This is a genomic window from Bacillus sp. P4_E1 (assembly GCF_056401715.1).
Genome location: NZ_JBFUIV010000007.1, coordinates 209,233 through 230,193 on the forward strand (window position 1 = coordinate 209,233; position 20,961 = coordinate 230,193).

General features: G+C 34.3%; 26 protein-coding genes and 1 pseudogene. 19 read left to right on the forward strand and 8 right to left on the reverse strand.

Annotated elements, in window-relative coordinates:
• Positions 1-155 precede the first annotated feature (155 nt).
• From AC1DS7_RS12590 to AC1DS7_RS12625, 8 genes and pseudogenes are all read left to right on the forward strand, one after another.
• On the forward strand, positions 156-914 hold the full coding sequence (locus AC1DS7_RS12590; protein ID WP_016101242.1) for a class I SAM-dependent methyltransferase: 759 nt from the start codon (positions 156-158) through the stop codon (positions 912-914).
• Between the two features lie 115 nt (positions 915-1,029).
• Positions 1,030-1,590, forward strand: a pseudogene (locus AC1DS7_RS12595) (AAA family ATPase).
• A 143-nt stretch (positions 1,591-1,733) separates the two neighbouring features.
• Positions 1,734-1,997 carry a hypothetical protein gene (locus AC1DS7_RS12600; protein WP_476999021.1) on the forward strand — a complete coding sequence of 88 codons (264 nt, stop codon included), beginning with the start codon at positions 1,734-1,736 and terminating at the stop codon, positions 1,995-1,997.
• 205 nt (positions 1,998-2,202) lie between these two features.
• Positions 2,203-2,406 (forward strand): hypothetical protein, encoded by a 204-nt coding sequence (locus tag AC1DS7_RS12605; protein ID WP_418904531.1) that lies wholly within the window; start codon positions 2,203-2,205, stop codon positions 2,404-2,406.
• 209 nt (positions 2,407-2,615) lie between these two features.
• Positions 2,616-3,116, forward strand: coding sequence for a lysozyme family protein (locus AC1DS7_RS12610; RefSeq protein ID WP_002032582.1), 501 nt, complete (start codon positions 2,616-2,618; stop codon positions 3,114-3,116).
• 166 nt (positions 3,117-3,282) lie between these two features.
• A complete protein-coding gene (locus AC1DS7_RS12615) occupies positions 3,283-3,513 on the forward strand; it encodes a hypothetical protein (RefSeq protein ID WP_000789035.1) in 231 nt (76 codons plus the stop codon).
• A 384-nt stretch (positions 3,514-3,897) separates the two neighbouring features.
• The gene (locus AC1DS7_RS12620; RefSeq protein WP_016101244.1) at positions 3,898-4,389 is read left to right on the forward strand and encodes an ankyrin repeat domain-containing protein; all 492 of its coding nucleotides are present in this window, start codon (positions 3,898-3,900) and stop codon (positions 4,387-4,389) included.
• A complete protein-coding gene (locus tag AC1DS7_RS12625; RefSeq protein ID WP_016101245.1) occupies positions 4,386-4,982 on the forward strand; it encodes a DJ-1/PfpI family protein in 597 nt (198 codons plus the stop codon). The genes AC1DS7_RS12620 and AC1DS7_RS12625 overlap by 4 nt, the downstream gene beginning before the upstream one ends.
• 49 nt (positions 4,983-5,031) lie before the next feature.
• Here the strand turns inward: AC1DS7_RS12625 and AC1DS7_RS12630 are convergent, their stop codons facing one another.
• Positions 5,032-5,958 (reverse strand): aldo/keto reductase, encoded by a 927-nt coding sequence (locus AC1DS7_RS12630; RefSeq protein WP_002127781.1) that lies wholly within the window; start codon positions 5,956-5,958, stop codon positions 5,032-5,034.
• A gap of 288 nt (positions 5,959-6,246) precedes the next feature.
• Between AC1DS7_RS12630 and AC1DS7_RS12635 the strand changes: the two genes are divergently transcribed.
• The 7 genes from AC1DS7_RS12635 to dltD all read left to right on the forward strand — a co-directional run bounded on the left by AC1DS7_RS12635 (position 6,247) and on the right by dltD (position 12,604).
• On the forward strand, positions 6,247-6,603 hold the full coding sequence (locus AC1DS7_RS12635; RefSeq protein WP_002085024.1) for an FtsB family cell division protein: 357 nt from the start codon (positions 6,247-6,249) through the stop codon (positions 6,601-6,603).
• Positions 6,542-6,817 (forward strand): hypothetical protein, encoded by a 276-nt coding sequence (locus AC1DS7_RS12640; protein ID WP_002136778.1) that lies wholly within the window; start codon positions 6,542-6,544, stop codon positions 6,815-6,817. The genes AC1DS7_RS12635 and AC1DS7_RS12640 overlap by 62 nt, the downstream gene beginning before the upstream one ends.
• 88 nt (positions 6,818-6,905) lie before the next feature.
• Positions 6,906-7,232, forward strand: coding sequence for a DUF3870 domain-containing protein (locus tag AC1DS7_RS12645; protein ID WP_002012954.1), 327 nt, complete (start codon positions 6,906-6,908; stop codon positions 7,230-7,232).
• 104 nt (positions 7,233-7,336) lie between these two features.
• On the forward strand, positions 7,337-8,398 hold the full coding sequence (locus AC1DS7_RS12650; protein ID WP_195743468.1) for a dipeptide epimerase: 1,062 nt from the start codon (positions 7,337-7,339) through the stop codon (positions 8,396-8,398).
• A 39-nt stretch (positions 8,399-8,437) separates the two neighbouring features.
• Positions 8,438-9,439, forward strand: coding sequence for a C40 family peptidase (locus tag AC1DS7_RS12655; protein WP_002168210.1), 1,002 nt, complete (start codon positions 8,438-8,440; stop codon positions 9,437-9,439).
• A gap of 19 nt (positions 9,440-9,458) precedes the next feature.
• Entirely contained in the window at positions 9,459-11,081 is a 1,623-nt protein-coding gene (locus AC1DS7_RS12660; RefSeq protein ID WP_016101248.1) for a peptide ABC transporter substrate-binding protein, read from the forward strand.
• Between the two features lie 341 nt (positions 11,082-11,422).
• The gene (dltD, locus tag AC1DS7_RS12665) at positions 11,423-12,604 is read left to right on the forward strand and encodes a D-alanyl-lipoteichoic acid biosynthesis protein DltD (protein ID WP_033715060.1); all 1,182 of its coding nucleotides are present in this window, start codon (positions 11,423-11,425) and stop codon (positions 12,602-12,604) included.
• A 47-nt stretch (positions 12,605-12,651) separates the two neighbouring features.
• Here the strand turns inward: dltD and AC1DS7_RS12670 are convergent, their stop codons facing one another.
• The gene (locus AC1DS7_RS12670) at positions 12,652-12,876 is read right to left on the reverse strand and encodes a hypothetical protein (RefSeq protein WP_002032598.1); all 225 of its coding nucleotides are present in this window, start codon (positions 12,874-12,876) and stop codon (positions 12,652-12,654) included.
• Positions 12,877-13,020: 144 nt separating this feature from the next.
• On the opposite strand from AC1DS7_RS12670, the gene AC1DS7_RS12675 reads away from it, so the two are divergent.
• A complete protein-coding gene (locus AC1DS7_RS12675) occupies positions 13,021-13,518 on the forward strand; it encodes a DinB family protein (protein WP_016101250.1) in 498 nt (165 codons plus the stop codon).
• Positions 13,519-13,546: 28 nt separating this feature from the next.
• On the opposite strand, the gene uptA is transcribed toward AC1DS7_RS12675, so the two are convergent.
• Positions 13,547-14,152 (reverse strand): undecaprenyl phosphate transporter UptA, encoded by a 606-nt coding sequence (gene uptA / locus AC1DS7_RS12680; RefSeq protein WP_016101251.1) that lies wholly within the window; start codon positions 14,150-14,152, stop codon positions 13,547-13,549.
• 345 nt (positions 14,153-14,497) lie between these two features.
• On the reverse strand, positions 14,498-15,262 hold the full coding sequence (locus AC1DS7_RS12685) for a DUF1836 domain-containing protein (RefSeq protein WP_002085036.1): 765 nt from the start codon (positions 15,260-15,262) through the stop codon (positions 14,498-14,500).
• A 257-nt stretch (positions 15,263-15,519) separates the two neighbouring features.
• Between AC1DS7_RS12685 and AC1DS7_RS12690 the strand changes: the two genes are divergently transcribed.
• The 3 genes from AC1DS7_RS12690 (at position 15,520) to AC1DS7_RS12700 (ending at position 17,144) form a co-directional block, all read left to right on the forward strand.
• Positions 15,520-15,969 carry a hypothetical protein gene (locus tag AC1DS7_RS12690; RefSeq protein ID WP_002032604.1) on the forward strand — a complete coding sequence of 150 codons (450 nt, stop codon included), beginning with the start codon at positions 15,520-15,522 and terminating at the stop codon, positions 15,967-15,969.
• Positions 15,957-16,265: a YxcD family protein gene (locus AC1DS7_RS12695; protein WP_000447767.1), complete on the forward strand. Its 309-nt coding sequence runs from the start codon at positions 15,957-15,959 to the stop codon at positions 16,263-16,265. The genes AC1DS7_RS12690 and AC1DS7_RS12695 overlap by 13 nt, the downstream gene beginning before the upstream one ends.
• 156 nt (positions 16,266-16,421) lie before the next feature.
• The gene (locus AC1DS7_RS12700) at positions 16,422-17,144 is read left to right on the forward strand and encodes a hypothetical protein (protein ID WP_002142100.1); all 723 of its coding nucleotides are present in this window, start codon (positions 16,422-16,424) and stop codon (positions 17,142-17,144) included.
• 69 nt (positions 17,145-17,213) lie between these two features.
• Here the strand turns inward: AC1DS7_RS12700 and AC1DS7_RS12705 are convergent, their stop codons facing one another.
• From AC1DS7_RS12705 to AC1DS7_RS12720, 4 genes are all read right to left on the reverse strand, one after another.
• A complete protein-coding gene (locus AC1DS7_RS12705; RefSeq protein WP_476999014.1) occupies positions 17,214-18,458 on the reverse strand; it encodes an NAD(P)/FAD-dependent oxidoreductase in 1,245 nt (414 codons plus the stop codon).
• Positions 18,455-18,787: a (2Fe-2S)-binding protein gene (locus AC1DS7_RS12710; RefSeq protein ID WP_113769320.1), complete on the reverse strand. Its 333-nt coding sequence runs from the start codon at positions 18,785-18,787 to the stop codon at positions 18,455-18,457. The genes AC1DS7_RS12705 and AC1DS7_RS12710 overlap by 4 nt, the downstream gene beginning before the upstream one ends.
• A complete protein-coding gene (locus AC1DS7_RS12715) occupies positions 18,784-19,056 on the reverse strand; it encodes a (2Fe-2S)-binding protein (protein ID WP_113769321.1) in 273 nt (90 codons plus the stop codon). The genes AC1DS7_RS12710 and AC1DS7_RS12715 overlap by 4 nt, the downstream gene beginning before the upstream one ends.
• A 73-nt stretch (positions 19,057-19,129) precedes the next feature.
• Positions 19,130-20,791 (reverse strand): sigma-54 interaction domain-containing protein, encoded by a 1,662-nt coding sequence (locus tag AC1DS7_RS12720; RefSeq protein ID WP_159146756.1) that lies wholly within the window; start codon positions 20,789-20,791, stop codon positions 19,130-19,132.
• Between the last annotated feature and the right edge of the window lie 170 nt (positions 20,792-20,961).

Consider the following 20,961-nt stretch of genomic DNA (forward strand, 5'->3'; position numbering starts at 1 on the left):
TTTTGAAGGGAATATTATACAATATGATTATATTCTATGGAAAGCGAGTGATATATTATGACAGTCAGCTCTTTCGAATTCTCATTAAAATTTGAGGTACGGAAAGATTAAGTAAATTAGAATCTTCCGTACACATAAAACGGAGGAGAAAATAAATGTTTAGTTATTATAGTACACTTTGTACGGAATTATATGATTTCACAAAACCTGTCGGTTACGCTTTGAATGGTGATATTGAATATTATCAAGATCGTTTAAAGAGTTGTAAAGGGAGAATTCTCGAAGCAGCAGTAGGATCGGGACGTGTCATTATTCCACTTCTTGAAGCTGGCTTTAAAGTTGATGGGATAGATTATTCGCCTGAAATGCTAGATTCTTGCCGTATGCGGTGTAAAGAGAGAGGCTTGCATCCTAATTTATATGAAGGAAGCTTACAACAATTTTCACTGCCACATAAATATGAAGCGATAATAATTCCTACTGGATCCTTTTGTTTAATTGAAAATCGTGATGATTCTATAAATGCTCTGAAATGTTTTTATCGACATCTTAATCTAGGCGGTCGTTTAATTGTAGATCTTGCGCTTCCATATGACTGGAAGACGGGTGAGATTCATACATCGACTTTTTCTTTACCAAGCGGGGACGGAATTACATTAGAAAATAAATCAATTGAAATAGATTGGCTTAACCAAGTAACTGTATCATATTTAAAATATGAAAAATGGAGTAAAGGACAGTTAGTACAAACTGAACTACAACGTTTTGCAATGCGGTGGTATGGAATAGAAGAGTTTAGACTCCTTTTAGAAAGTATAGGTTTCACTGACATTACTTGCTCTGCTGACTATGTTTATGAAAAGCAACCGTCAAATGCAGAACAAATTATTACTTTTGAAGCTGTACGAAAGTAATAATATAGGAACTATTCATGAAAATAAGGCAATCGACACAACATCGACTGCCTTATTTTCAATGTTAGGATATGTTTTATTTCATTGTTTATAGAGGGAAATCGGAGGAAAACAAATGAAATTCATCTTAATATTTGGCCCGCAAGCAGTCGGGAAAATGACAGTCGGACAAGAATTAGCGAAACTAACAGATTTGAAAATTTTTCATAATCACATGACCATTGATTTAGTAAGTCCATTTTTTGATTACAGTACAAAGGAAGCAAAAAGATTAGTAAGTTTGTTGCGTAATGAACTGTTTGAAGAAGTGTCTAAAAGTGATTTATACGGAATGATTTTTACATATGTATGGGCATTTGATCTTCAATCGGATTGAGATTACATAAACCATGTAGTAAGTATTTTTGAATCAAAAGGCGCAGCAGTATATTTTGTAGAGCTCGAGGCAGAATTAGATGAAAGATTAGAGCGAAATAAAAGTCCACATAGACTAGAGCATAAACCGAAAAAAAGAGACATTGAATGGTCTGAAAAAAATTTAAAAGAAACGATGAAAAAACATAGATTAAATTCATTTCATGATGAAATTGAAAAAGAAGAGTACATAAAAATTAATAATACTCATTTGAGTGCTAAAGAAATAGCTGTAATGATTAAGGGAAAATTCCGATTGTAAAATACTTAAATGCTGTTACGTTTTCATTGTCCAAGCATTTTCCTACTAACTACATATACTATTTATATTAAGGACGGTCACTAATTTATTGAGAAACCGTCATTTATATATAAATGACAACTTTGGAAGGAGGTAAGAAAAAATTGGAAAATGAACAGCCAGGAAGAATTGAAAATCAAGTGTATTCTAATCGAGTTGTAAGATCAGAATTTGATAAGCATTGGGAAACTTGTATTTCAAAAAGTGGTTATGTAATCTATGTAGCGACAAGTGATCATGCTGAAGTAATAGTTTTACTTTCAGATGGTTCAAGTAAATTATTGATCTTCGAAAAAGGCGGTAAAGTAATAGTAAGCGGTGGTGGAACAAGCCATTATAGTAAACCGCATATTGCAAGAAACATTTAATGTGAAAATGATAATCGAGAAGACGCTGGTAACCTAATAGTCTTTAATTTGTATATGGAGATGTTAATCATAAAGTAAGTTTTTGTTTTAGATTCTGGCGTTTTTTCTAACAAAAATAAGATGAAAAAGATCTTTAACGTATAAAGGTCTTTTTTGTTTTATTCACAAATCAAATTAATGGAGGTGAGCTAATAATGAAAAATATTTGAGTAACCTATGTTTTTCGGGTGTTCTCCTATTCGGCCTTACATGTATAACTTCCGCAATTTACGCGGGTTCATTAGAAATTTGGGATAGAGGAAGCGGGAAATTCTTTACTGCATTTTATGAAATCCAGGGTACAATTTTATCGGTAATTTCAATTTGTTTTATTATAGCAGGGATATACTGTATACATAAAAAAGTGTAGTGAAAAACAATCAGCCTTTCATGTACTATACATGAAAGGCTGATTGTTTTTATGTGTTGAAGGAGTCTTTTAGAAGAATTGTAGTTTTTAGATTGATAGTTGAAACTGTAACAGCTTATGTATAATTAATATCATTTTGTCAAATGAATGTCACATAAAAGTCTTATAGTGTATATAGAAAGTGAAACATATACAAAGCAGGAGATGAAATGATGAAAAAGGCACTACAATATATATTCATATTATTTACGTTAGTTACTTTAAGTTATGTAATTTATATTAACTATGAAAAGCAGAAAGAGATTAAAAATAATAAACAAGTAATTAGTGAAGTTGCAAAGAGGTATGATATTCCAGATTGGATACCATTATCAATTGCGGACCATGAAACAAAATTTAACCGAAAAGCGATAGGGGATAACGGAACATCTTTCGGATTATTCCAATTACATCGTGGTGGATTAGCACCAGCGCAATTATCGGAAGAGAGTTTAGTGGATTCGCGTATAAATACAACGATAGCAATTTCAAGTATGGTCAAATCGTATGAACGTGGTGTGAAAAAAGGACTGCAGGATTGGGAGTTGCTTAAATATGTTGCTAATACATCAGGGTGGCCAGGAAACTTAGGGGGAGAATGGACAGATAATAATACGAAATATAATAAAGGGCTAGAACAATCATATCAATTATATAAAAAAGAGAAGTAGATATAAAAAGGCATTTTCAATTTGGGGAAATGTCTTTTTTATGTTATAGTATAAAAGTGTTTGGGCGTTATGTTATTTCGATATATCTTCAAATTTGTTGTGTAGTATTTTTATATTAAATAACTACTAAAATCATTTTTTTATATAAGGAGTAAGAAGTAGGGATATGAAAAATATAGATTTTATACTAGAAAGTGATGAAACATTAAAACCGTCAGAACGATTAGTACTATTATTATTAGAGAAGCATAGAATGTTATATACGAACGATCTATTAGCTCTTTCAAATTTATCATATAAAACATTAACAGATTCACTAACAGCACTCGTTTTAAAGTCTTATGTTTTAAAGGATACAGGTAAGGGAAGAAGGCAGAATTGTTATAGATTAGTATGATAAGTGTACTGCTATAGATTCTTGTCACATATGTATTTTTCAAATGTAAGGATAAATCCCATTTTTATTTTCAAATGATAAAAAACTATTAATTTAAGTAAATAGCCGGTTTTGATATGTAAAGAGTTTATGGCTGCTAAATATATAATTTCATTTCATTTTTATTAATGTTTATTAGTTGTAAGTGAAAATGATATTTTTTAAACAAATATAAAAATGAAATTCAAAAACAATCTACTCATTAGAGTCGGTTGTTTTTTTTATTAGGATAGCGAATTATAAAAATAATATTATTATGTAAACTTAATTATTTAGAAAGGAACATGTGATTATTAATGGAATTTATTAAKGGGTACTTAATATTTGTATACATGGAGGTTCATTATGAAACAAATCATATCAATATCACAAGCAGTCATAAGCGGGGAAAAAGAAAAGGTAGTAGAAATCATTAATACGGATCCAAGTGTTGTTAACGAATTTAGTGAAGATGGCTGGACACCACTTCATTTAGCAGCTTATTTTGGACAGAAAGAACTAGCAAGCTTCCTTTTAGAACAGGGTGCAGAAATACATATTAGAGCAAAAAACGAAAATGAAAATACGCCACTTCAAGCAGCAATTGCGAACAAACAAAGCGAGCTTGTAGCTTTCTTAATTGAAAAGGGATCAGATGTGAATGCAGTTCAAAGTGGTGGCTGGACAGGACTTCATGAAGCAGCGTTATTAGGAAATGAAGAAATCATTATATTACTTCTTGAAAATGGTGCTAATAAAATGATTAAGAAAAATGATGGGAAAACCGCATATGATATTGCTTTAGAAAAAGGGCATGAATCCCTATTACATCATTTGCAAGAGGAAGTGAGCTTATGATTATCCACTGGAATGTAGGGGTTTTTCTTTTTAATGAAGTGGAAGTGTTAGATTTTGCTGGTCCATTTGAAGTTTTTTCCGTTACAGCAACAAGTGAAGGTCAACTATTTACAGTTCGTACTGTTAGTCAAGATGGAGAAATGGTTACAGCGAGAAATGGATTAAAGGTACAACCGGACTATAGTATCGAAAACTTGCCTCCAGTTGATATTTTAATTATTCCTGGTGGGTTAGGTGTTAGAGAAAACGAAATGAAAAATGAAATAATAACAAATTGGATCCGCGAGCAAATGAAAGAAGTAAAGTTAATGACTTCTGTTTGTACGGGTGCGCTTTTACTTGCGAAAGCTGGATTACTCGATGGCTTCAAAGCGACAACACATTGGGCAAGTATTGAAAGTTTTAGAAATGATTTTCCGAATGTGGAAGTATTAGAGAATGTAAAGTTTGTAGATGAGGGGCATATTATTACGTCTGGAGGAATTTCAGCTGGAATTGATATGTCATTTCACATTGTGAGAAATTTGTTGGGTGCTCGGGTTGCTGAAGAAACAGCGAAGATGATGGAATATGATATTGATTTACAATATTAAAAAGTAAAACAAGACCAGCAGTTGGATATTTCCAGCTGCTGGTTTTGTTTTATATTGACTGAATATGCGCTAATTCCTCATCTGTAAGAATCGGACGGATAGACGAGTCTGCATTTTCTTTCGCTTGTTTTTCTGTTTTTGCGCCAGGAATTGCGACCGATACCGCTGGATGAGTGAGGACATAACGAAGTGCAAGTTGCCCTAAGGTTTGATTTTCATTTGAGAGTAATCGTAGTTTCTCTACTTTTTGTAAATCTTCTTGAAACCACTTTTCTTTTGGCCATTCTTTGCGTAAATCTCCGTCAAGAAAAGTTGTTTTATTTGTAAATTTTCCAGTTAATATCCCCATTTTTAAAGGGCCGCGTATAACAGCTCCTAAATTGTTCTCCTGTAGGTAGGGCAGTATGTCGTTTTCTGGTTTTCGGTTTAATATGTTGTAATCAAGTTGCACAACATCAATTTCATTGTTTTTATTGAAGTGTTTTATATATTGTATGTCGTGAGTTGAAACACCAACAGCTCTTACTTTTCCATCCCGTTTTAATATTTCAAATGCTCGTAAAAATGCTTCTGTTTCTTCTTGTTTATCCCACCAAATGTGACAGAAATAAACATCAATATAATCTGTTTCTAGGCGCAGTAAGCTAGTTTCAAATACTGCGATCACTTTTTCTGCAGTATTATAAACAGGCTCTCCACTTGGATCATAGTGATGCCCAATTAAACCGCCTTTCGTTGATAAAACGATATTATTACGGTGCTCTCTTATCGCTTGAGTTACTAACCTTTCACTATGTCCTAATCCGTATACATCAGCAGTATCAATAAAGTTTACGCCACATTCAATTGCTTTCTTCATAGCGGTTATAGATTGTTTGTCGTTAACAGGACCCCATTCATCGCCGCCAATCGCCCACGCTCCAAAGCCAATTTCAGAAACAGTAATTCCAGTTTTACCTAATGTACGGTAGTGCATCATTTTTCCTCCTTGTAAGCATGTTATAACATCGGTATGCAAAACTAGAATTTATATGTGTAAAAATGTTTTCTACAATTGGGGAAAAAGAATAACATAAACCACTATTTTATAGCAGCATAAATAAAAATTCTCATTTTAAATACAGAGATGTCGTCGAACGCTATCTCTAATTGGTTAATTTGTGAGATTTTTTTGTGAAGGAGGTTATTTTATAAGAATAGAATTTAAGTTAGTAAGAGATCGTGCCTATGGTAGTGAGAAAATATGGGTTAGGGGGATTTGAAAATGAGGAAACTCAAAAGAGTCAATGTTCCTAATATACCAGAGCAACTATCACAGCCTAACGACAAGCGAACTATAAATAAGAAGAAGTTAAGGCGTTTTATTTTCATGTTCATTTTTATTGCTGCGACTACTTTGTACGTTCAATATATTTTAACGAAACAACAAGAAGTAATTAATGGCAAAAAAAATACAATAACAAATCAAAAGAAACAATTAGTTTCTTTAAAGAAAGATCAAGGTTCTTTAAAGACTAACATTGAGAATTTAACCGATAATGAAGAAGAGATTTTAAAGTTTGCTAGAAAAGAGTATCAATTTTCTAAGTCAAACGAAACAATATTCGTATTGCCAAAGTGAAGTGGTGGAACAGTTAGCGATAGCTAACTGTTTTTTGATGTATGAGGGAAAAGTTGTTTGTAGTGTGAATGTCATGGTACAAGGAGCAATGACATATTGTAAAAATGAGAAGTTTGAGCCAATTTTAATTGTTTTAAGAGATTTTCATAATTATGGAATATATGTCAAAATAAATATTGTTAAAATTCTGTCAATTGTATATAATACAAGGTAAGCGGATACATTTTTTAATCAACGCTGAGTTAACAGCTTATACGTCTGTTAAGAAAACCGTTATCCTCGTATAAGAAAGGAAGATAGCTGTGTACGCTTCAAATACAATTTACGTCGTAGGGGATGCGAAAGCACCTCAAAATAATCCCATTACCGAAAAGTTCAAAAGTTATTTTGTAGCATTTGTACTTGAGAAGGATACAGGGGAAATTGTAGATGCAGATTGCTCAGCCACAATTGCATTAACATCTCAATTTGTTAAATATTTGTTTCTACATAAAAATATTAATGACCCAGCATTAGTAACAGAAATAAAAAATCGGTACTTCGGTTCGTCTCAAAAGGCACTACTTGTAGCGCTAAAGGATGCACAGAAAAAATATAATCAGATCGCTGCTTTGTCTACCCATTCATAGACAAAATCCAGCCGTAAGAATCTTCTTATGGCTGGATTTTTTTGTTTCGTATTAACGGAAAAGCCACCCGGATATTAAAGTATCACTCTATAAACAATGAAAGGATGAACAAAATGAAAATTACCGATGTGAAGGTAAACCGCCGACATGTAAAGCTTCATACACCGTTTAAAACTGCGCTTCGCACTGTAACGGAAATCGAAAGTATAGATGTGTTTATTCATACAGATGAAGGGATTGTTGGAAAAGGAGCTGCTGCAGCAACACCGGTTATTACAGGTGATTTTGCCAACGGGATCGAGGAAGCAATATTAGGGCCAATTCGCTCCGTATTAGTTGATAAAGATGTGCTGCAATTTCAAACGTTATTGTTACACATTCAAATGAGCTGTATAGGAAATACAAGTGCGAAAGCGGCGGTAGATATGGCTTTATACGATGTATATTGTCGATTTCACAACATACCGTTATATGCATTACTGGGTGGGAAGAAAGAGATTCATACTGATATTACAGTAAGTGTGGATGAGCCTTTATTAATGGCAAAAGAAGCGAAAAAGCATATCGAAAAGGGATTCCAAACATTAAAAATTAAGGTGGGTAAAGAGGCACATTTAGATTTAGAACGCATAGAGGCAATTCGAAATATAGTTCCAAAGAATACGACGTTACGTTTAGATGCAAATCAAGGATGGAAACCGAAAGAAGCGGTTTCTATTATTAGAGAAATGGAGAATAGAAATTTAAATATAGAATTTGTAGAACAACCAGTTCATGCGAAAGATTGGGAAGGATTAAAGTACGTGAAGGACAATGTACAAACGCCTATTATGGCAGATGAAAGTATGTTTTCGGCAAGCGATGCATTAAAGATTGTCCAAGGAGGATATGCAGACCTACTTAATATTAAATTAATGAAATGCGGCGGCATACGAGAAGCCTGGAAAATTGCAGATATTGCGGAAGCAGCAGGTGTGAAGTGTATGGTTGGAAGTATGATGGAACCTTCACTTTCAGTTAGCGCTGTTGCCCATTTAGCTGCGGCTCATCCGAATATTCATTACTTTGATCTTGATGCACCGTTATGGTTAGTAGAAGAGCCAGAAGGGATGACTTACAATGGTCCAAAGGTAAACCTGCATTCTATAGTGAATATACAATCTTAGAAGTAGTACCTAGTAAACTATCTTTTAAGGGGGATATATATGAAAAAAGTAGGAACTGCATTTTTAACAACTTTATTTATATTTTCATCGTTTACTTCGGTGAATGCTGAAGAGAAGAAGGATAGTAAAGCATTTATAGATGTATCTGCTGCAACGTTATGGACTGCACCAGATTCATTACGACCAATTGATGCACCGAGTGCGACAAATCCAGTTGATTTATGGAAGTGGACGAAATCAATGACGCTAGATGAGAAGCTTTGGTTAACGAGTGCAAATAAATTAGAGACGCAAGCGCTACTCGGTCAAGAAGTAACGGTTGTTGATAAGAAAGGTGACTGGGTGAAAGTGTTAGTCCACGGTCAGCCAACACCAAGAAACGAAGTAGGTTACCCGGGATGGATGCCCGAAAAACAATTAACGTATAATCAGGAATTTGCAGATAAAACAAACGAAGCTTTTGTATTAGTAACGAAACCGACAGCAATTGTATATATTAACCCTTCTGAAAAACATAAATCGCTAGAAGTCAGTTATAATACGCGTTTACCGCTATTAAGTGAAGATACGATTTCATACCGCGTATTGTTGCCAAATGGTCAGAAGGCGTGGCTACGGAAAAATGATGGAACTGTTTACCATTCTCAAAATGATATTCCGACTCCAACCGCTGATGACTTAATAAACACCGGAAAAATGTTTTTAGGATTACCGTATATATGGGCTGGTACAAGTGGTTTTGGATTTGATTGCTCTGGATTTACACATACGATTTATAAATCACATGGCATTACAATACCGAGGGATTCTGGGCCACAATCAAAAGCAGGAATTGCGGTTGATAAAGAAAACCTACAAAAGGGCGATTTAATATTCTTTGCACATAATCAAGGAAAAGGTAGTGTTCATCACGTTGCCATGTATATTGGTGATGGAAATATGATTCACTCTCCAAAGGCTGAAAGATCGGTAGAAATTATACCGCTAAATACACCAGGATATATAGAAGAATACGCTGGTGCTCGTCGTTACTTACCTTAAAAAAGATAGGGGGCTTTATATGAAAAAGGTTGTTCGCTACTCATTAGTTAGTACTCTACTTGTATCTTCATTTTTAGTAGGCTGTGCTAAAGAAAAAACAGCTACAAAGCCGAAAGATGAGAAGAAAGTATTACAACTACTAGAAACGGGTGAAATTCCATCATTAAATTCAGGGAAAGTAACAGATGCGGTATCATTTAACGTTTTGAATAACGTAATGGAAGGGTTATTCCGTTTATCGAAAAATGATGAAGTGATTCAAGCGGGAGCACAAAAATATGAAGTGAGTAAAGATGGTAAGACATATACATTCCACTTACGTGATGCGAAATGGTCTAACGGAGATCCAGTAACAGCTCATGATTACGTATATGCTTGGAAGCAACTTATAAATCCAGATACAGCCTCTCAATATGCATATATCGCGTACGATGTGAAAAATGCGGAGAAGATAAATAAGAAACAATTAGGCTTAGAAGAATTAGGTGTGAAAGCAAAGGATGATAAAACGTTCGTTGTAGAGCTGGAACATCCTGTACCGTATTTTACGAAACTACTCATTTTACCATCTTTCTATCCAATTAATGAAAAATATGCGAAGGAGCAAGGTGATAAATACGGGTTAGAGGCAAATAAAGCGATATATAATGGGCCGTTTACATTATCAGAGTGGAAGCACGAAGCGAGCTTTACAATGAAGAAAAACGATAAATATTGGGATAAAAAAGAAGTGAAATTAGATGAAGTAAACTACCAAATTGTTAAAGAAATTTCAACTTCGGTAAATTTATATGAAACAGATAAGGTAGATAGAGCTGTCATTTCAACAGAATTCGTAGATAAATATAAAAACAATAAAGAGCTAAAACAATATACAGATCCGGTTATGTACTTCTTCCGTTTTAATGAAAATGTACCGATTCTTAAAAATAAAAATGCACGGCTTGCGCTAAGTACAGTGTTTGATAAGAAAGGACTTGCGACTTCATTTTTAAATGATGGATCAGTTGCGGCGAATTATTACGTACCAAAAGGATTTTTAAAAGGTCCAGATAAGAAAGACTTTAGAAGTACAGCGGGCGAGTTTAATAAGACAGACGTAAAACTGGCAAAAGAATATTGGGAAAAGGCAAAGCAAGAAACAGGAACGAATGAAGTAACGCTTGAGTTATTAAACTATGACTTAGAAAACTTTAAAAAAGTAGGCGAATATATTAAAGAACAGCTTGAGAAAAACTTACCGGGGCTAAAAGTAAATGTGAAATTACAACCACATACGCAAAAACTAGCGTTAGAGAAGAAAAAAGAATACGAAATGTCGTTATCACGTTGGTTACCTGATTATCCAGATCCAATGACATACTTAGAAGTTTTCCTTTCGGGAAGTACCGTAAATAATACAGGATATGCAAATCCAGAATACGACGCTTTAATTAAGAAGATTAAAACAGAGTTAGGTAATGATGAAAAAGCTCGTTGGAAAGCACTACAAGATGCGGAAAAAGTGCTCCTTGATGATGCGGTAATTGCACCAGTATTCCAGCGCGGACTATCTTACTTACAAAAACCATATGTGAAAGAATTATATGTACATCAATTCGGTCCAGCTACAAGTTTAAAATGGGCAGATGTACAAAAATAAAGTGATGGAGAAACAGACTTCACGTATGTGATAGTCTGTTTTTTCTTATAGCTTCAAATGAATTATAGACATTTTATAAGTTTTTTCATCGCTTAAAAATAAAATTATTACATAAATTCCAGTGTGAAATTTATGTAGAATCTTGTATAATTAACATGTTTCTTTGGAAACATTTTCTTTCTCTATGAATGTATGAATTTGCAGAGAAAAGAGAGGAATACATACATGTATATAATAGATAAATAGAATGGAACATGTATAGAAAAAAGGAGAAAAATGATGACGTGTCATAAACAAGGGTTACAATTTATTCGTAATAGAAAGAGGAACAACCGATGAAGATGAAGATGAAGCATGCTTTTGGTCCAATTATTTTAGCGTGTCTACTCTTTTTCATTGTATTGCTTATTCCATCTAAGAGTTTAGTATTACTTATAAGCGATAAAAAGATAGAAGATGCAGCAACTTCCTTACAAAAAGAGAAATTACAAAGTGTTTTCTTGCAACAGAAAATGTTAGAGAATTCGCAGTATTTACCGATGTATGGTTCATCAGAGTTTTTACGAATGGATGCATATCATCCCTCTAACTATTTTAAAGTAAATCCAGCAGGTTTTACTCCATTTTTAATAGGGACTGGTGGTACGCAAAGCTTGGCTCATATATTAAATATGACGTCTACAATGGATGAATTAGAAGGTAAAAAGGTAGTCTTTGTTCTTTCACCACAATGGTTTACAAAAAACGGTGTATCACAAGGGGATTTTACAAATAATTTCTCCAAACAACAAGCCTATCACTTTATTTTTAATGACGAAATAAAGCCTGAAATGAAGAAAAAAATCGCGAAACGTTTACTAGATTATAAAGTTGTTCGTAAGGATGCGATATTAAGTAGTTCGCTAGAAAGTATTGTATATAACGATACAAAACATAACATAAAAGCTGGACTAGCTAAACCGCTAGCGTATATGTACCGGAACATTTTAGATCATCGAGATTTATTTAACTCTCTATTTAAGATCGAACCGATGAAAGAGGAAACAAATATGGGATTACGTTCGCTTTCTTGGGAAGATGCACGTAAACATGCGGAACAAGAAGGTAAAGTAGGGTCCACAACAAATACATTCGGAATTGAAAATCCATATTATTATAAACATAATTTAAAGAAAAAATTAAAAGGTTTAAAAAACTTTAGAGCAAATGAATCGTATGATGATTCACCAGAATATGATGACTTACAAATTGTTTTAGATCTTTTCAAAGAAAAAAATGTAAAACCACTCTTTATTTCTGTGCCTGTAAACGGACCGTGGTATGATTACGCTGGTTTCCCAAAAGAACGTCGTGATGTGTATTATAATAAGGTTCGCGATCAAGTCGAGAAAGCAGGATACCCAGTAGTCGATTTTTCTAGCCATGAATATGATAAGTATTTCTTAAAAGATACAATTCATTTAGGCTGGAAAGGCTGGATCTATTTTGATGAAGCTGTGCAGAAGTTTTACTCTGAGAAATAATATGTAAACAATAGAAACAGGAATGGCAATAAAGCCGTTCCTGTTTTTTAGTATAGAGGATTTTGGTGTGGGCAATTTGGAAAGGCGTGTATATCTTGAATTTGTCTAAAGTCATAATGTTTCATGGCGAACTGGGCTTGGTAAAGGTATTCGTAAACAAATAATTGATTATTTTGAACGCCGCATAAAACGCCGGAAGTTCCTTGCCCATTAATAAGAGAAACACCAACAGGGCGTCCGATTAAGTATGGTACTTTTTGCTGCCAATGCATAAGGGATCACTCCTTTTTGAGTTACTATACGAAATTACAAATGAATTGTAACTTATCCAAGTAAATCTTAAACTGGAGGGTTTTAATGAAATGTCTAGAAATCATTAATATGAATGAATTATTTGTGTGGAAGAGGAGTGCATTATGGAGAAAGGAAGGATTCTGGAAGAAAAGTTAAATCTAATAGAGTGGTGCCAAACATTGAATGGAATATCGGAGGATATATGGTTTCAACCATTTAAAAAAGGAACTTGGGCAATTGCGGATGTAATTTCACATTTTATTGTTTGGGATGAGTTTCTAATGAAATATAGAATTTCATATTTTGTAAGCGGGAAATCTGTACATATCGTTCCAACAGATGTTGAGGAAATGAATAAGGGTGCAATAAAATATGCAAGGTCTGGTATTTCAAAAGAAGAACTAATAGATCAATTTAGCTTTACTCGTAAACAATTAGTAGACCAAATTGAGCGAATTCCTGCTCGTAATTTTAATAATGACTATCAATTTGGTACAAAAAAATTGAGGTTAAATAATTATTTTCCATCACTTATCGAGCATGACTTAAAGCATAAAAAAGAAATAATACAATTTCTAATACATGATCAAGCCGATAATAAAAACCGCTATAATTCTTAATGAATTTATAGCGGTTTTTATTATAATCTTAAGCAAGATTTTCACGTTTTTTTGTCCACTTTTTTATTACGAAATATAAAAGTATAAGTACAACGCCACCGATAGCGAACGATTTCACATACGGTCCAGCAATATCGTTAATATTCTCCCAATTTTCACCTAGTTTCTCACCTAAATAAATGAAAATGATAGACCAAGGGATGATCGCAAGTGCTGTTAATGTAGTGAAACGTAGTAATGGCATTTTTGTAATACCAGCAGGAATTGAAATCGCATGACGAACGATAGGAATGAAACGTGCAGTGAAAATTACGCCAGTTCCGTAACGATTAAACCAATCTTCAGCAGCATCAATTTGTTTTTTATGAATGAAAATATACTTTCCGTAACGTTCTAATACAGGGCGACCACCATATCGTCCAATCCAGTAAACAAAGATTTGGGCAATAACACCACCAATTGTACCGAATATAACTGCGCCTACAAATGAGATACTACCATTGAATACTAAGTATCCCGCATAAGCAAGGACAATCTCACTTGGAATAATTTCAATCATAAGTCCAAGCATTATGCCCCAATAACCTAATCCCTCAAAAAATGTTAATACTGAATGAATAAAACTACTTAACATTGTTGCACCTTCTAATTTATGAATTTTGAATATAAGCCCCTTTATTTAACAATATAAAAGGTTCACTATATGTATATTATACCTTATTCATATAGGGGATTGCCATTTCAATTCTTTTATGTCTTTCATAAGTATTATAGTAAAGGATATAAGCCATGTTTTCATGAAGAGATAATGAAAAGATTATTAAAAATTTCTCATATATTAGTGAGAATAAAGGTGTCTACATAAAATTTTTTTAGTCTCCGAAAAAGTTCATGAAGGGCAATTTCGAATTTCATGTGAGCTTAATAGTACAAAAGATATATTGATATAAAAAAACAGGAGCAAATCTGCTCCTGTTTTTTAAGGTTTCACATCTAAATTTTGTAAAAATAATGTTGCTGTCACATATCGTTTCGCTAGCATTTGTACATAAGCGGTATGTACAGAAAGTGTGGCGATAATAATAGCGTTACGAATTGCTTCGCGTTGTTCGTTATTAATTTGATCGAACTTACTTGCTATTTTATCAGCTTTTTCTTTTACGATATTTTCGATCGTATGAACTGTATCTGTAGCATTTAGTTGTAAGCAATTCCCTTGATTCAGTTCTTCAAATAAAGAAGAATAAGCTACATATAAATGAAGAGGATTAATTAAATCATCACTTCGATCGGCCGGATCATTTACGATGAGTCGTAATAGTTTGCGAATAGATTCAAAATCAAGCGCTGTTTTTAAATCTTCGACAATGAATAGTAATGCTGCTTGTTCGATTGAGTATTTCTTCCCTTTTTGAGGGGAGCCAATCATTTCTTTTATATCTCGTTTCACCCAGTTTTGCATAGCAGTTACAGAGAAACTCGTGTTTTCAATCTGATTGCCAAGCGCAACTATTTCATTTAAAGAAAAACCGACATCCGTATCGTCAATCTTAATCAATTTTTCAAAAATAGGTGAAAGTGCGGTTGTAATAAAAGCAGTAACGCTTTGTCCGCTTTCAATATCTTTTTTATGTGACTTTGCCCAAGCTTCTTGTAAAATGCCGAGAGGCTTCTTCGTATTCCATCCTCTTAGTGATAGAAGGAGCGTTGCCATTTCGTTTCGTGTGAGATGAAATGTTTCCATCTTTTCACCTCCAAAATTATAAAAAGTTCTTATGAACTTATAATATGTTTTGTTTCATTTAAAGTCAATTCCGTTTTGCTTAATTTTTCCTATGTCATGAAATTGTCGTAAGTAAATAATGCTTGCATATTTCGACAAAAGTTCATATAATAAGTTCATAAGAACCTTTAAAATGGTTTTAAAACAAATCTATCATTCTGAATTTACTAGAAAGGTAGATTTCACATATATCTATATAAAAGGAGAATGGATATAATATGTTGAAAAAACTTGTAGCAGTAATGACAGCATTCATGGTTATCTTTGGGGCTAGTAGCTTTATGTTCGTAGATCATGCGGCAGCGAAAAGTTACAAATCTGGTAAAAAATCATATACACCAAGTTCAGGTCAAAAGTCAAAAGTTGATTTAAACAAAAAAGATTCTAATGTGAATTCACAAAAAACGACAACTGATTCAAAAACAAAAGCAACAAACACAGCGCCAAAAAGTAATAAAGGTGGCTTTATGAAAGGCTTATTACTAGGTGGTCTTGGTGGTTTACTAATGGGTAGCTTATTTGCAAATATGGGAGCACTTGGTTCTGTATTAGCGTTTATGGTAAATATGTTAGTAATGGCTGGTATCGTAATGTTAGCAGTTCGTGCATTTAAATACTTCAAAGATCAACGTAAGAAAAAGGCAGATGAAGTAGCATGGAAACAATAAAAATTTCTGAACAAGAACTTATAAATGCGCTTTGCGTATATATCGCTGAAAAAAGACAAGTTGGTCCAGAAGAAGTTTCAGTTGAACTAATGTATGATGATGACTACGGTTTCTCTGCAGAAGTAGAGGTAAATGGTCGCCAGCAAATTTTAATTCAAGCAAACTTAATCGAAGCACTACGCTTGTTGCTTGATCGAGAATACAACGTCAATTCATTTGCAGCAAGATTGCAACTTGAATTAGATGATGAAGAAGGCATCTACGCATTAGCGAAATTTAATAATAATGAACAATAAAACTGTTAGAGCTGTATGCTCTAACAGTTTTTTATTTGGATTAATATTGTTAGTATGTTTCCTCTTTTGGGATAAAATCCAATTATTAATAAACTAATGAATTGGTAAAAACATGTTATTATAATCAAGAATATTTTATGTTAATAGGAGGATATAATGAAAAATAAATTATTAGTAGCATTAGCTACGGTTTGTTTATCTTTAACTGCTTGCAATTCAACAGAACAAACGAAAGATGTACAAGCGAACGAAAAGAAAGATAATAATGTGGAACAACAAACTGGAACTACTAGTCCGAAAGCTAAAGAAATAACAGAAAAAAGTACAGTGGAGAGATTATCTCAAGATCATAATGTGTCATTAGAAGGTGATGGTGAGAATTCTTCTGACTTTTTTGAATTGAAATCTGGATTTGTCATTGCTGAGGTAGAACATACAGGAGAAAGTAATGCGATTCTTGAGTTGAAAGACGAACAAGGTAATGACGCTGGTTCACTTTCAAATTTTATTGGTAATGGAAAAGAAAAAAGGTTAGTTCTCATAAAAAAGAGCGGTAAATATTTCATTAATCCTACAGCAGATGGTCATTGGAAAGTTAATATGTCACAGTCTATTTCAATGGATAAAGTAATAACAACTCCGGGAACAATTAGTGGCCATGGATCTGATGCTGTTTTTGTAAAACTTGAAAAAGGCTTGAAAGAGTTACATGGTGTACATATGAACGGTGAAAGTAATTTTATTGTTGAATTAAATGATAGTATAGTATTTAATGAAATTGGTGCAGCTGATACAACGAAAAAAATGCCTGTAAAAGAAAACGGTATACATATATTCACTATTCAAGCAGATGGTGATTGGACAATTGAAGTGAAATAATTTGAAAAGCTCCTCTTATTGTTGTTGATAAGGGGAGCTTTTTGTTATAAAAAGTGTAGTATAAGTATATTAAATAATTTCTTGTTGCTTATATGAAGTATCCTTTTTAGAATGAAAATCACGCCAAAGTTCATTCATCTTCCGTCTACCAACATCAACCATCGGATTAAACTGAATCGCAGCTTGTTGACGCACAGTGTGGACATTTTGAATTGCTTGTTGCAAGTGTTGTTCAACCGAATTGGATGTTTGAATTGCTTGCTTCACGATTGAATATCCAGCGACAGTACCTTGTGCCATCGCGATTTTTCCGCTTTCAATTCCGGTAATATTTCCAGCTACAAATAAACCTGGAAGAGGGGTTCCCATTTCTTCTGAATGAAGTGGAACATGTCCGCCTAATTCTGGAATGTAATGGAAAGGGCATCCTGCTACAGCGGCAAGCTCAGCAAGCGGATATAAACCTCCGGCTATACAAACGAAGTCAGCCTCATATATCTTTTCTGATCCATTAATAATATTTCCTCTAGAATCAATGTTAGCAACACGAACACCTTCAACTTGTTCCGCTCCGATAATCTCAAGTGCAGCTTTACGAAGATGAAGCGGCGTCCCGTTTATTTTCATGCCGCTATTTGGATAAAATGTTAATCCAGCTTTTCGAATCCAATCATATTTCATAAAACGGCTACCTATACGTAGGAAGGGAGATGGGGCGAGGTGAGCCGCATTTAAGAGTGAGTTTAAAACTTCTTCTGGTTCACCGGCCTTTTGGCTTAATTCGCTTTTTTCAGGGAGTACAATATGATCCACTGTGATTCCAGCTAATTGCAATTCGTTTAAAATGGCGAATGACAAAATATTAGCACCGATAATGATTCCTTTTTTACCAACTTGAACGCGGTGAACATTTGTCATAACTTGAGCTGCGCCAATGGACATAACCCCTGGAAGTGTCCAGCCGGGTAGGGGAATAGAATACTCCGCAGCCCCAGTAGCAATTAGTACGAACGGTGCTTCTAGCGTACCGATATTTGTATGCACGAACCAAGACCTCTCATCTTCATCTAAGTTATATACGGAAACACCGCACCGAATATCGACTGAAAGGGATTTTGCTTCTTCATGAAGGCGCTTTGATTCTTCTATTCCGTTCCACCATTCCCCAGTAGGCTCTTGATGCAACTGTCCTAACAATCTCCCGCCCGGCTTCATAAATTCATCAATAACAAGTATGTTAAGTCCAAAACGTGCACAAGAGATAGACGCTGATAATCCTGCTGGTCCTGCGCCAATAATAATTACATCGATCATCGCTTTTTCACCATCTCTCTCACGATATTCGGATGCTGTTTTCCACTTTCAACAACCATATTGTCTTCTACAACTGTTAAGCATGCTCGTACGTTCGATTGATTATTTACTGTCACGCGGCATTCTGAACAATGCCCGATATTACAATAAATACCTCGTGGTGTCCCGCTATCTTCATGGACCCTTAAAGTTCGTATTCCGTTTGCTAGCAAGGCAGCAGCTATCGTTTCGTGTTCATAAGCTTCGTATTGTTGACCGTTAAATTGAAAAGTGATGCGTTCACTATTATTTAAACTACCTAAAATAGGGTGATCTGTAATTCTACTCATTTATTTTCACCTACCGCTCCAAAAGTAACCGCACGTATTGGTGGTTGATATTTTAAAGGTATTTCATTAGGAGTTATGTCAGGGTTTGTATTTTCAACCATTCGATCTATCATCATTCTACATGTGCGGCCACCGCAAAACCCCATGCCAGCACGTGTTCTTAGTTTTAGCTCACGAGCTGAGCAATTATATTCAGCAATTGTCGATTGAAGTTGTCCGTATGTAACTTCTTCACAACGACAAACAATTAAGTTCTCTTTATTCGTCATATGTATTCCTCCTCTAGTTCGGTTTACACAAATTATTATGCAAAAACTATGCCAATATAGAGGAGGAGAGGGATTATTGTAACCCCAGTCTTTTTAAACGGTTATATAAAGTGGCCCTCGTTACGCCAAGTTGTTTCGCACATTCTAATTTATTACCATCTAAAATGCGTAAAGCTCTTTCAATTACCTTTTTCTCGTGCTCATCCATTTCTTCTTGTAAAGAAAGAATCGTATTATTGTTGCTGAGTAATAGGGATTGAGCTGTATGATTGTCTAAAGTTTCATTTGTATGAAATGGTAAATATTCTTGTTTAATAATGCCGTCTGTCGCAAATACGACGAGTCTTTCAACTACGTTTCGGAGCTCGCGAATATTACCAGGCCAATTGTAATGAAGTAGTTCATGCATAATATTTGAAGGTAAGTCTCGAATAGGCCTGTTATAGTTTATTGAAAAATCGTTTAAAAAGGAGTACGTCAATTCGATAATATCCTCTCGTCTTTCGCGCAGCGGTGGAATAAGCAAGCTAACTACATTTAAGCGATAGTATAAATCTTCTCGGAAAGTTCCTTTTCTCATTTCTTCTTGTAAATCACGGTTTGTAGCAGCGATAATGCGGAAATCGATATGTATTTCTTTTTCTCCACCAACTCGGTAATACTTTCGTTCTTGCAGTACACGTAAAAGCTTCACTTGCATATCGAGCGGCATTTCACCTATTTCATCGAGGAACAAAGTACCGCCTTGTGCGAGCTCTATTTTACCTTTCTTACCTTTACTATTTGCACCAGAAAACGCCCCGCGCTCGTAACCAAATAATTCACTTTCAAATAACGCTTCTGGGATTGCGCCGCAGTTAATTGAAATGAAAGGGGCATTTGCTGTTTCACTTGCTTCATGAATTGCTTTCGCAAACACTTCTTTTCCAACTCCGCTTTCTCCGAGTATTAAAACCGTGGATTTCACTGAACAAACCTTTCTAGCTAATTGAATCGTTCTTTGTATAATAGGGCTTTTTCCATTCATCGCAAGGAAAGGATCGGATGTATCTTTATATTTTGCTACTTCTTGTTCTAAACGGTGCATTTCATGCGACATATTAAATAGTTTTTCATTTAATACGACTTGATTTGTAACATCCGTTTCTGAAACGACTGCTCCAATAATTTTATCGTTGCAATAAACTGGGTTTGAATTAATTAATACGAACAAATCTGGACGTGGCTGATGGAACTGAGCAATTATGCTTTTTCCGTCATGTAATGATTGCAGAATTTCTAAATCTTTATAATCAAAAAAACGGGTGATGGGTTGTCCGATAATTTCATTATGGTTCACTGAAAAAATCTTTTCAGCGCCATCTGTCCAAGTACGAACGCATTCTTTATCGTCGATGACTGTAACAGAAGAATCAGACGTTTGAATAACAGTGTTATAAAAAGCTAGTAGTTCATTGTAATACTTATAAAGAAAAGGAATCATTTGCTGAGCAGTTATACAGCATAAAGGCTCTTGATTTTCTTTAATGATGACAACGGCTAGTTCATGAGAAAATGCGTCGATTAAAGTAGTGAAAGAGTCATCTTCATATATAACTGCGCACCTCCATTCCTCAGTAGGTGAATGGAGGTAATAAAATTTTTCACCTACCTGTGTCATGCGCTTAACGATACTTGTACAATCAATTGACAAAATTTTTATTAACTCTTTTATTGTTGGGAATGAAAATGCCATATTGCCCTCCTATTATGTATAAAAATTTAGACAGTGATAAAAAAATAATACACCTATTTACGATAAATTTAAAATATTTTTACAAATAAAAATTATTTCATATAAATAGTTCTGTATGTAGAGTTGGCACACCAATTGCATAAATAGAAAGTGAGAGATTTAGGAGAAAG

What these genes read in the sequence shown, in the direction of transcription:
- AC1DS7_RS12590 (WP_016101242.1), top strand. Translation starts at nt 156, where the DNA reads ATGTTTAGTTATTATAGTACACTTTGTACGGAATTATATGATTTCACA.
- AC1DS7_RS12610 (WP_002032582.1), top strand. Translation starts at nt 2,616, where the DNA reads ATGATGAAAAAGGCACTACAATATATATTCATATTATTTACGTTAGTT.
- AC1DS7_RS12615 (WP_000789035.1), top strand. Translation starts at nt 3,283, where the DNA reads ATGAAAAATATAGATTTTATACTAGAAAGTGATGAAACATTAAAACCG.
- AC1DS7_RS12620 (WP_016101244.1), top strand. Translation starts at nt 3,898, where the DNA reads ATGAAACAAATCATATCAATATCACAAGCAGTCATAAGCGGGGAAAAA.
- AC1DS7_RS12625 (WP_016101245.1), top strand. Translation starts at nt 4,386, where the DNA reads ATGATTATCCACTGGAATGTAGGGGTTTTTCTTTTTAATGAAGTGGAA.
- AC1DS7_RS12630 (WP_002127781.1), bottom strand. Translation starts at nt 5,958, where the DNA reads ATGCACTACCGTACATTAGGTAAAACTGGAATTACTGTTTCTGAAATT.
- AC1DS7_RS12635 (WP_002085024.1), top strand. Translation starts at nt 6,247, where the DNA reads ATGAGGAAACTCAAAAGAGTCAATGTTCCTAATATACCAGAGCAACTA.
- AC1DS7_RS12650 (WP_195743468.1), top strand. Translation starts at nt 7,337, where the DNA reads ATGAACAAAATGAAAATTACCGATGTGAAGGTAAACCGCCGACATGTA.
- AC1DS7_RS12655 (WP_002168210.1), top strand. Translation starts at nt 8,438, where the DNA reads ATGAAAAAAGTAGGAACTGCATTTTTAACAACTTTATTTATATTTTCA.
- AC1DS7_RS12660 (WP_016101248.1), top strand. Translation starts at nt 9,459, where the DNA reads ATGAAAAAGGTTGTTCGCTACTCATTAGTTAGTACTCTACTTGTATCT.
- dltD (WP_033715060.1), top strand. Translation starts at nt 11,423, where the DNA reads ATGAAGATGAAGCATGCTTTTGGTCCAATTATTTTAGCGTGTCTACTC.
- AC1DS7_RS12670 (WP_002032598.1), bottom strand. Translation starts at nt 12,876, where the DNA reads ATGCATTGGCAGCAAAAAGTACCATACTTAATCGGACGCCCTGTTGGT.
- AC1DS7_RS12675 (WP_016101250.1), top strand. Translation starts at nt 13,021, where the DNA reads ATGGAGAAAGGAAGGATTCTGGAAGAAAAGTTAAATCTAATAGAGTGG.
- uptA (WP_016101251.1), bottom strand. Translation starts at nt 14,152, where the DNA reads ATGTTAAGTAGTTTTATTCATTCAGTATTAACATTTTTTGAGGGATTA.
- AC1DS7_RS12685 (WP_002085036.1), bottom strand. Translation starts at nt 15,262, where the DNA reads ATGGAAACATTTCATCTCACACGAAACGAAATGGCAACGCTCCTTCTA.
- AC1DS7_RS12690 (WP_002032604.1), top strand. Translation starts at nt 15,520, where the DNA reads ATGTTGAAAAAACTTGTAGCAGTAATGACAGCATTCATGGTTATCTTT.
- AC1DS7_RS12695 (WP_000447767.1), top strand. Translation starts at nt 15,957, where the DNA reads ATGGAAACAATAAAAATTTCTGAACAAGAACTTATAAATGCGCTTTGC.
- AC1DS7_RS12700 (WP_002142100.1), top strand. Translation starts at nt 16,422, where the DNA reads ATGAAAAATAAATTATTAGTAGCATTAGCTACGGTTTGTTTATCTTTA.
- AC1DS7_RS12705 (WP_476999014.1), bottom strand. Translation starts at nt 18,458, where the DNA reads ATGATCGATGTAATTATTATTGGCGCAGGACCAGCAGGATTATCAGCG.
- AC1DS7_RS12710 (WP_113769320.1), bottom strand. Translation starts at nt 18,787, where the DNA reads ATGAGTAGAATTACAGATCACCCTATTTTAGGTAGTTTAAATAATAGT.
- AC1DS7_RS12715 (WP_113769321.1), bottom strand. Translation starts at nt 19,056, where the DNA reads ATGACGAATAAAGAGAACTTAATTGTTTGTCGTTGTGAAGAAGTTACA.
- AC1DS7_RS12720 (WP_159146756.1), bottom strand. Translation starts at nt 20,791, where the DNA reads ATGGCATTTTCATTCCCAACAATAAAAGAGTTAATAAAAATTTTGTCA.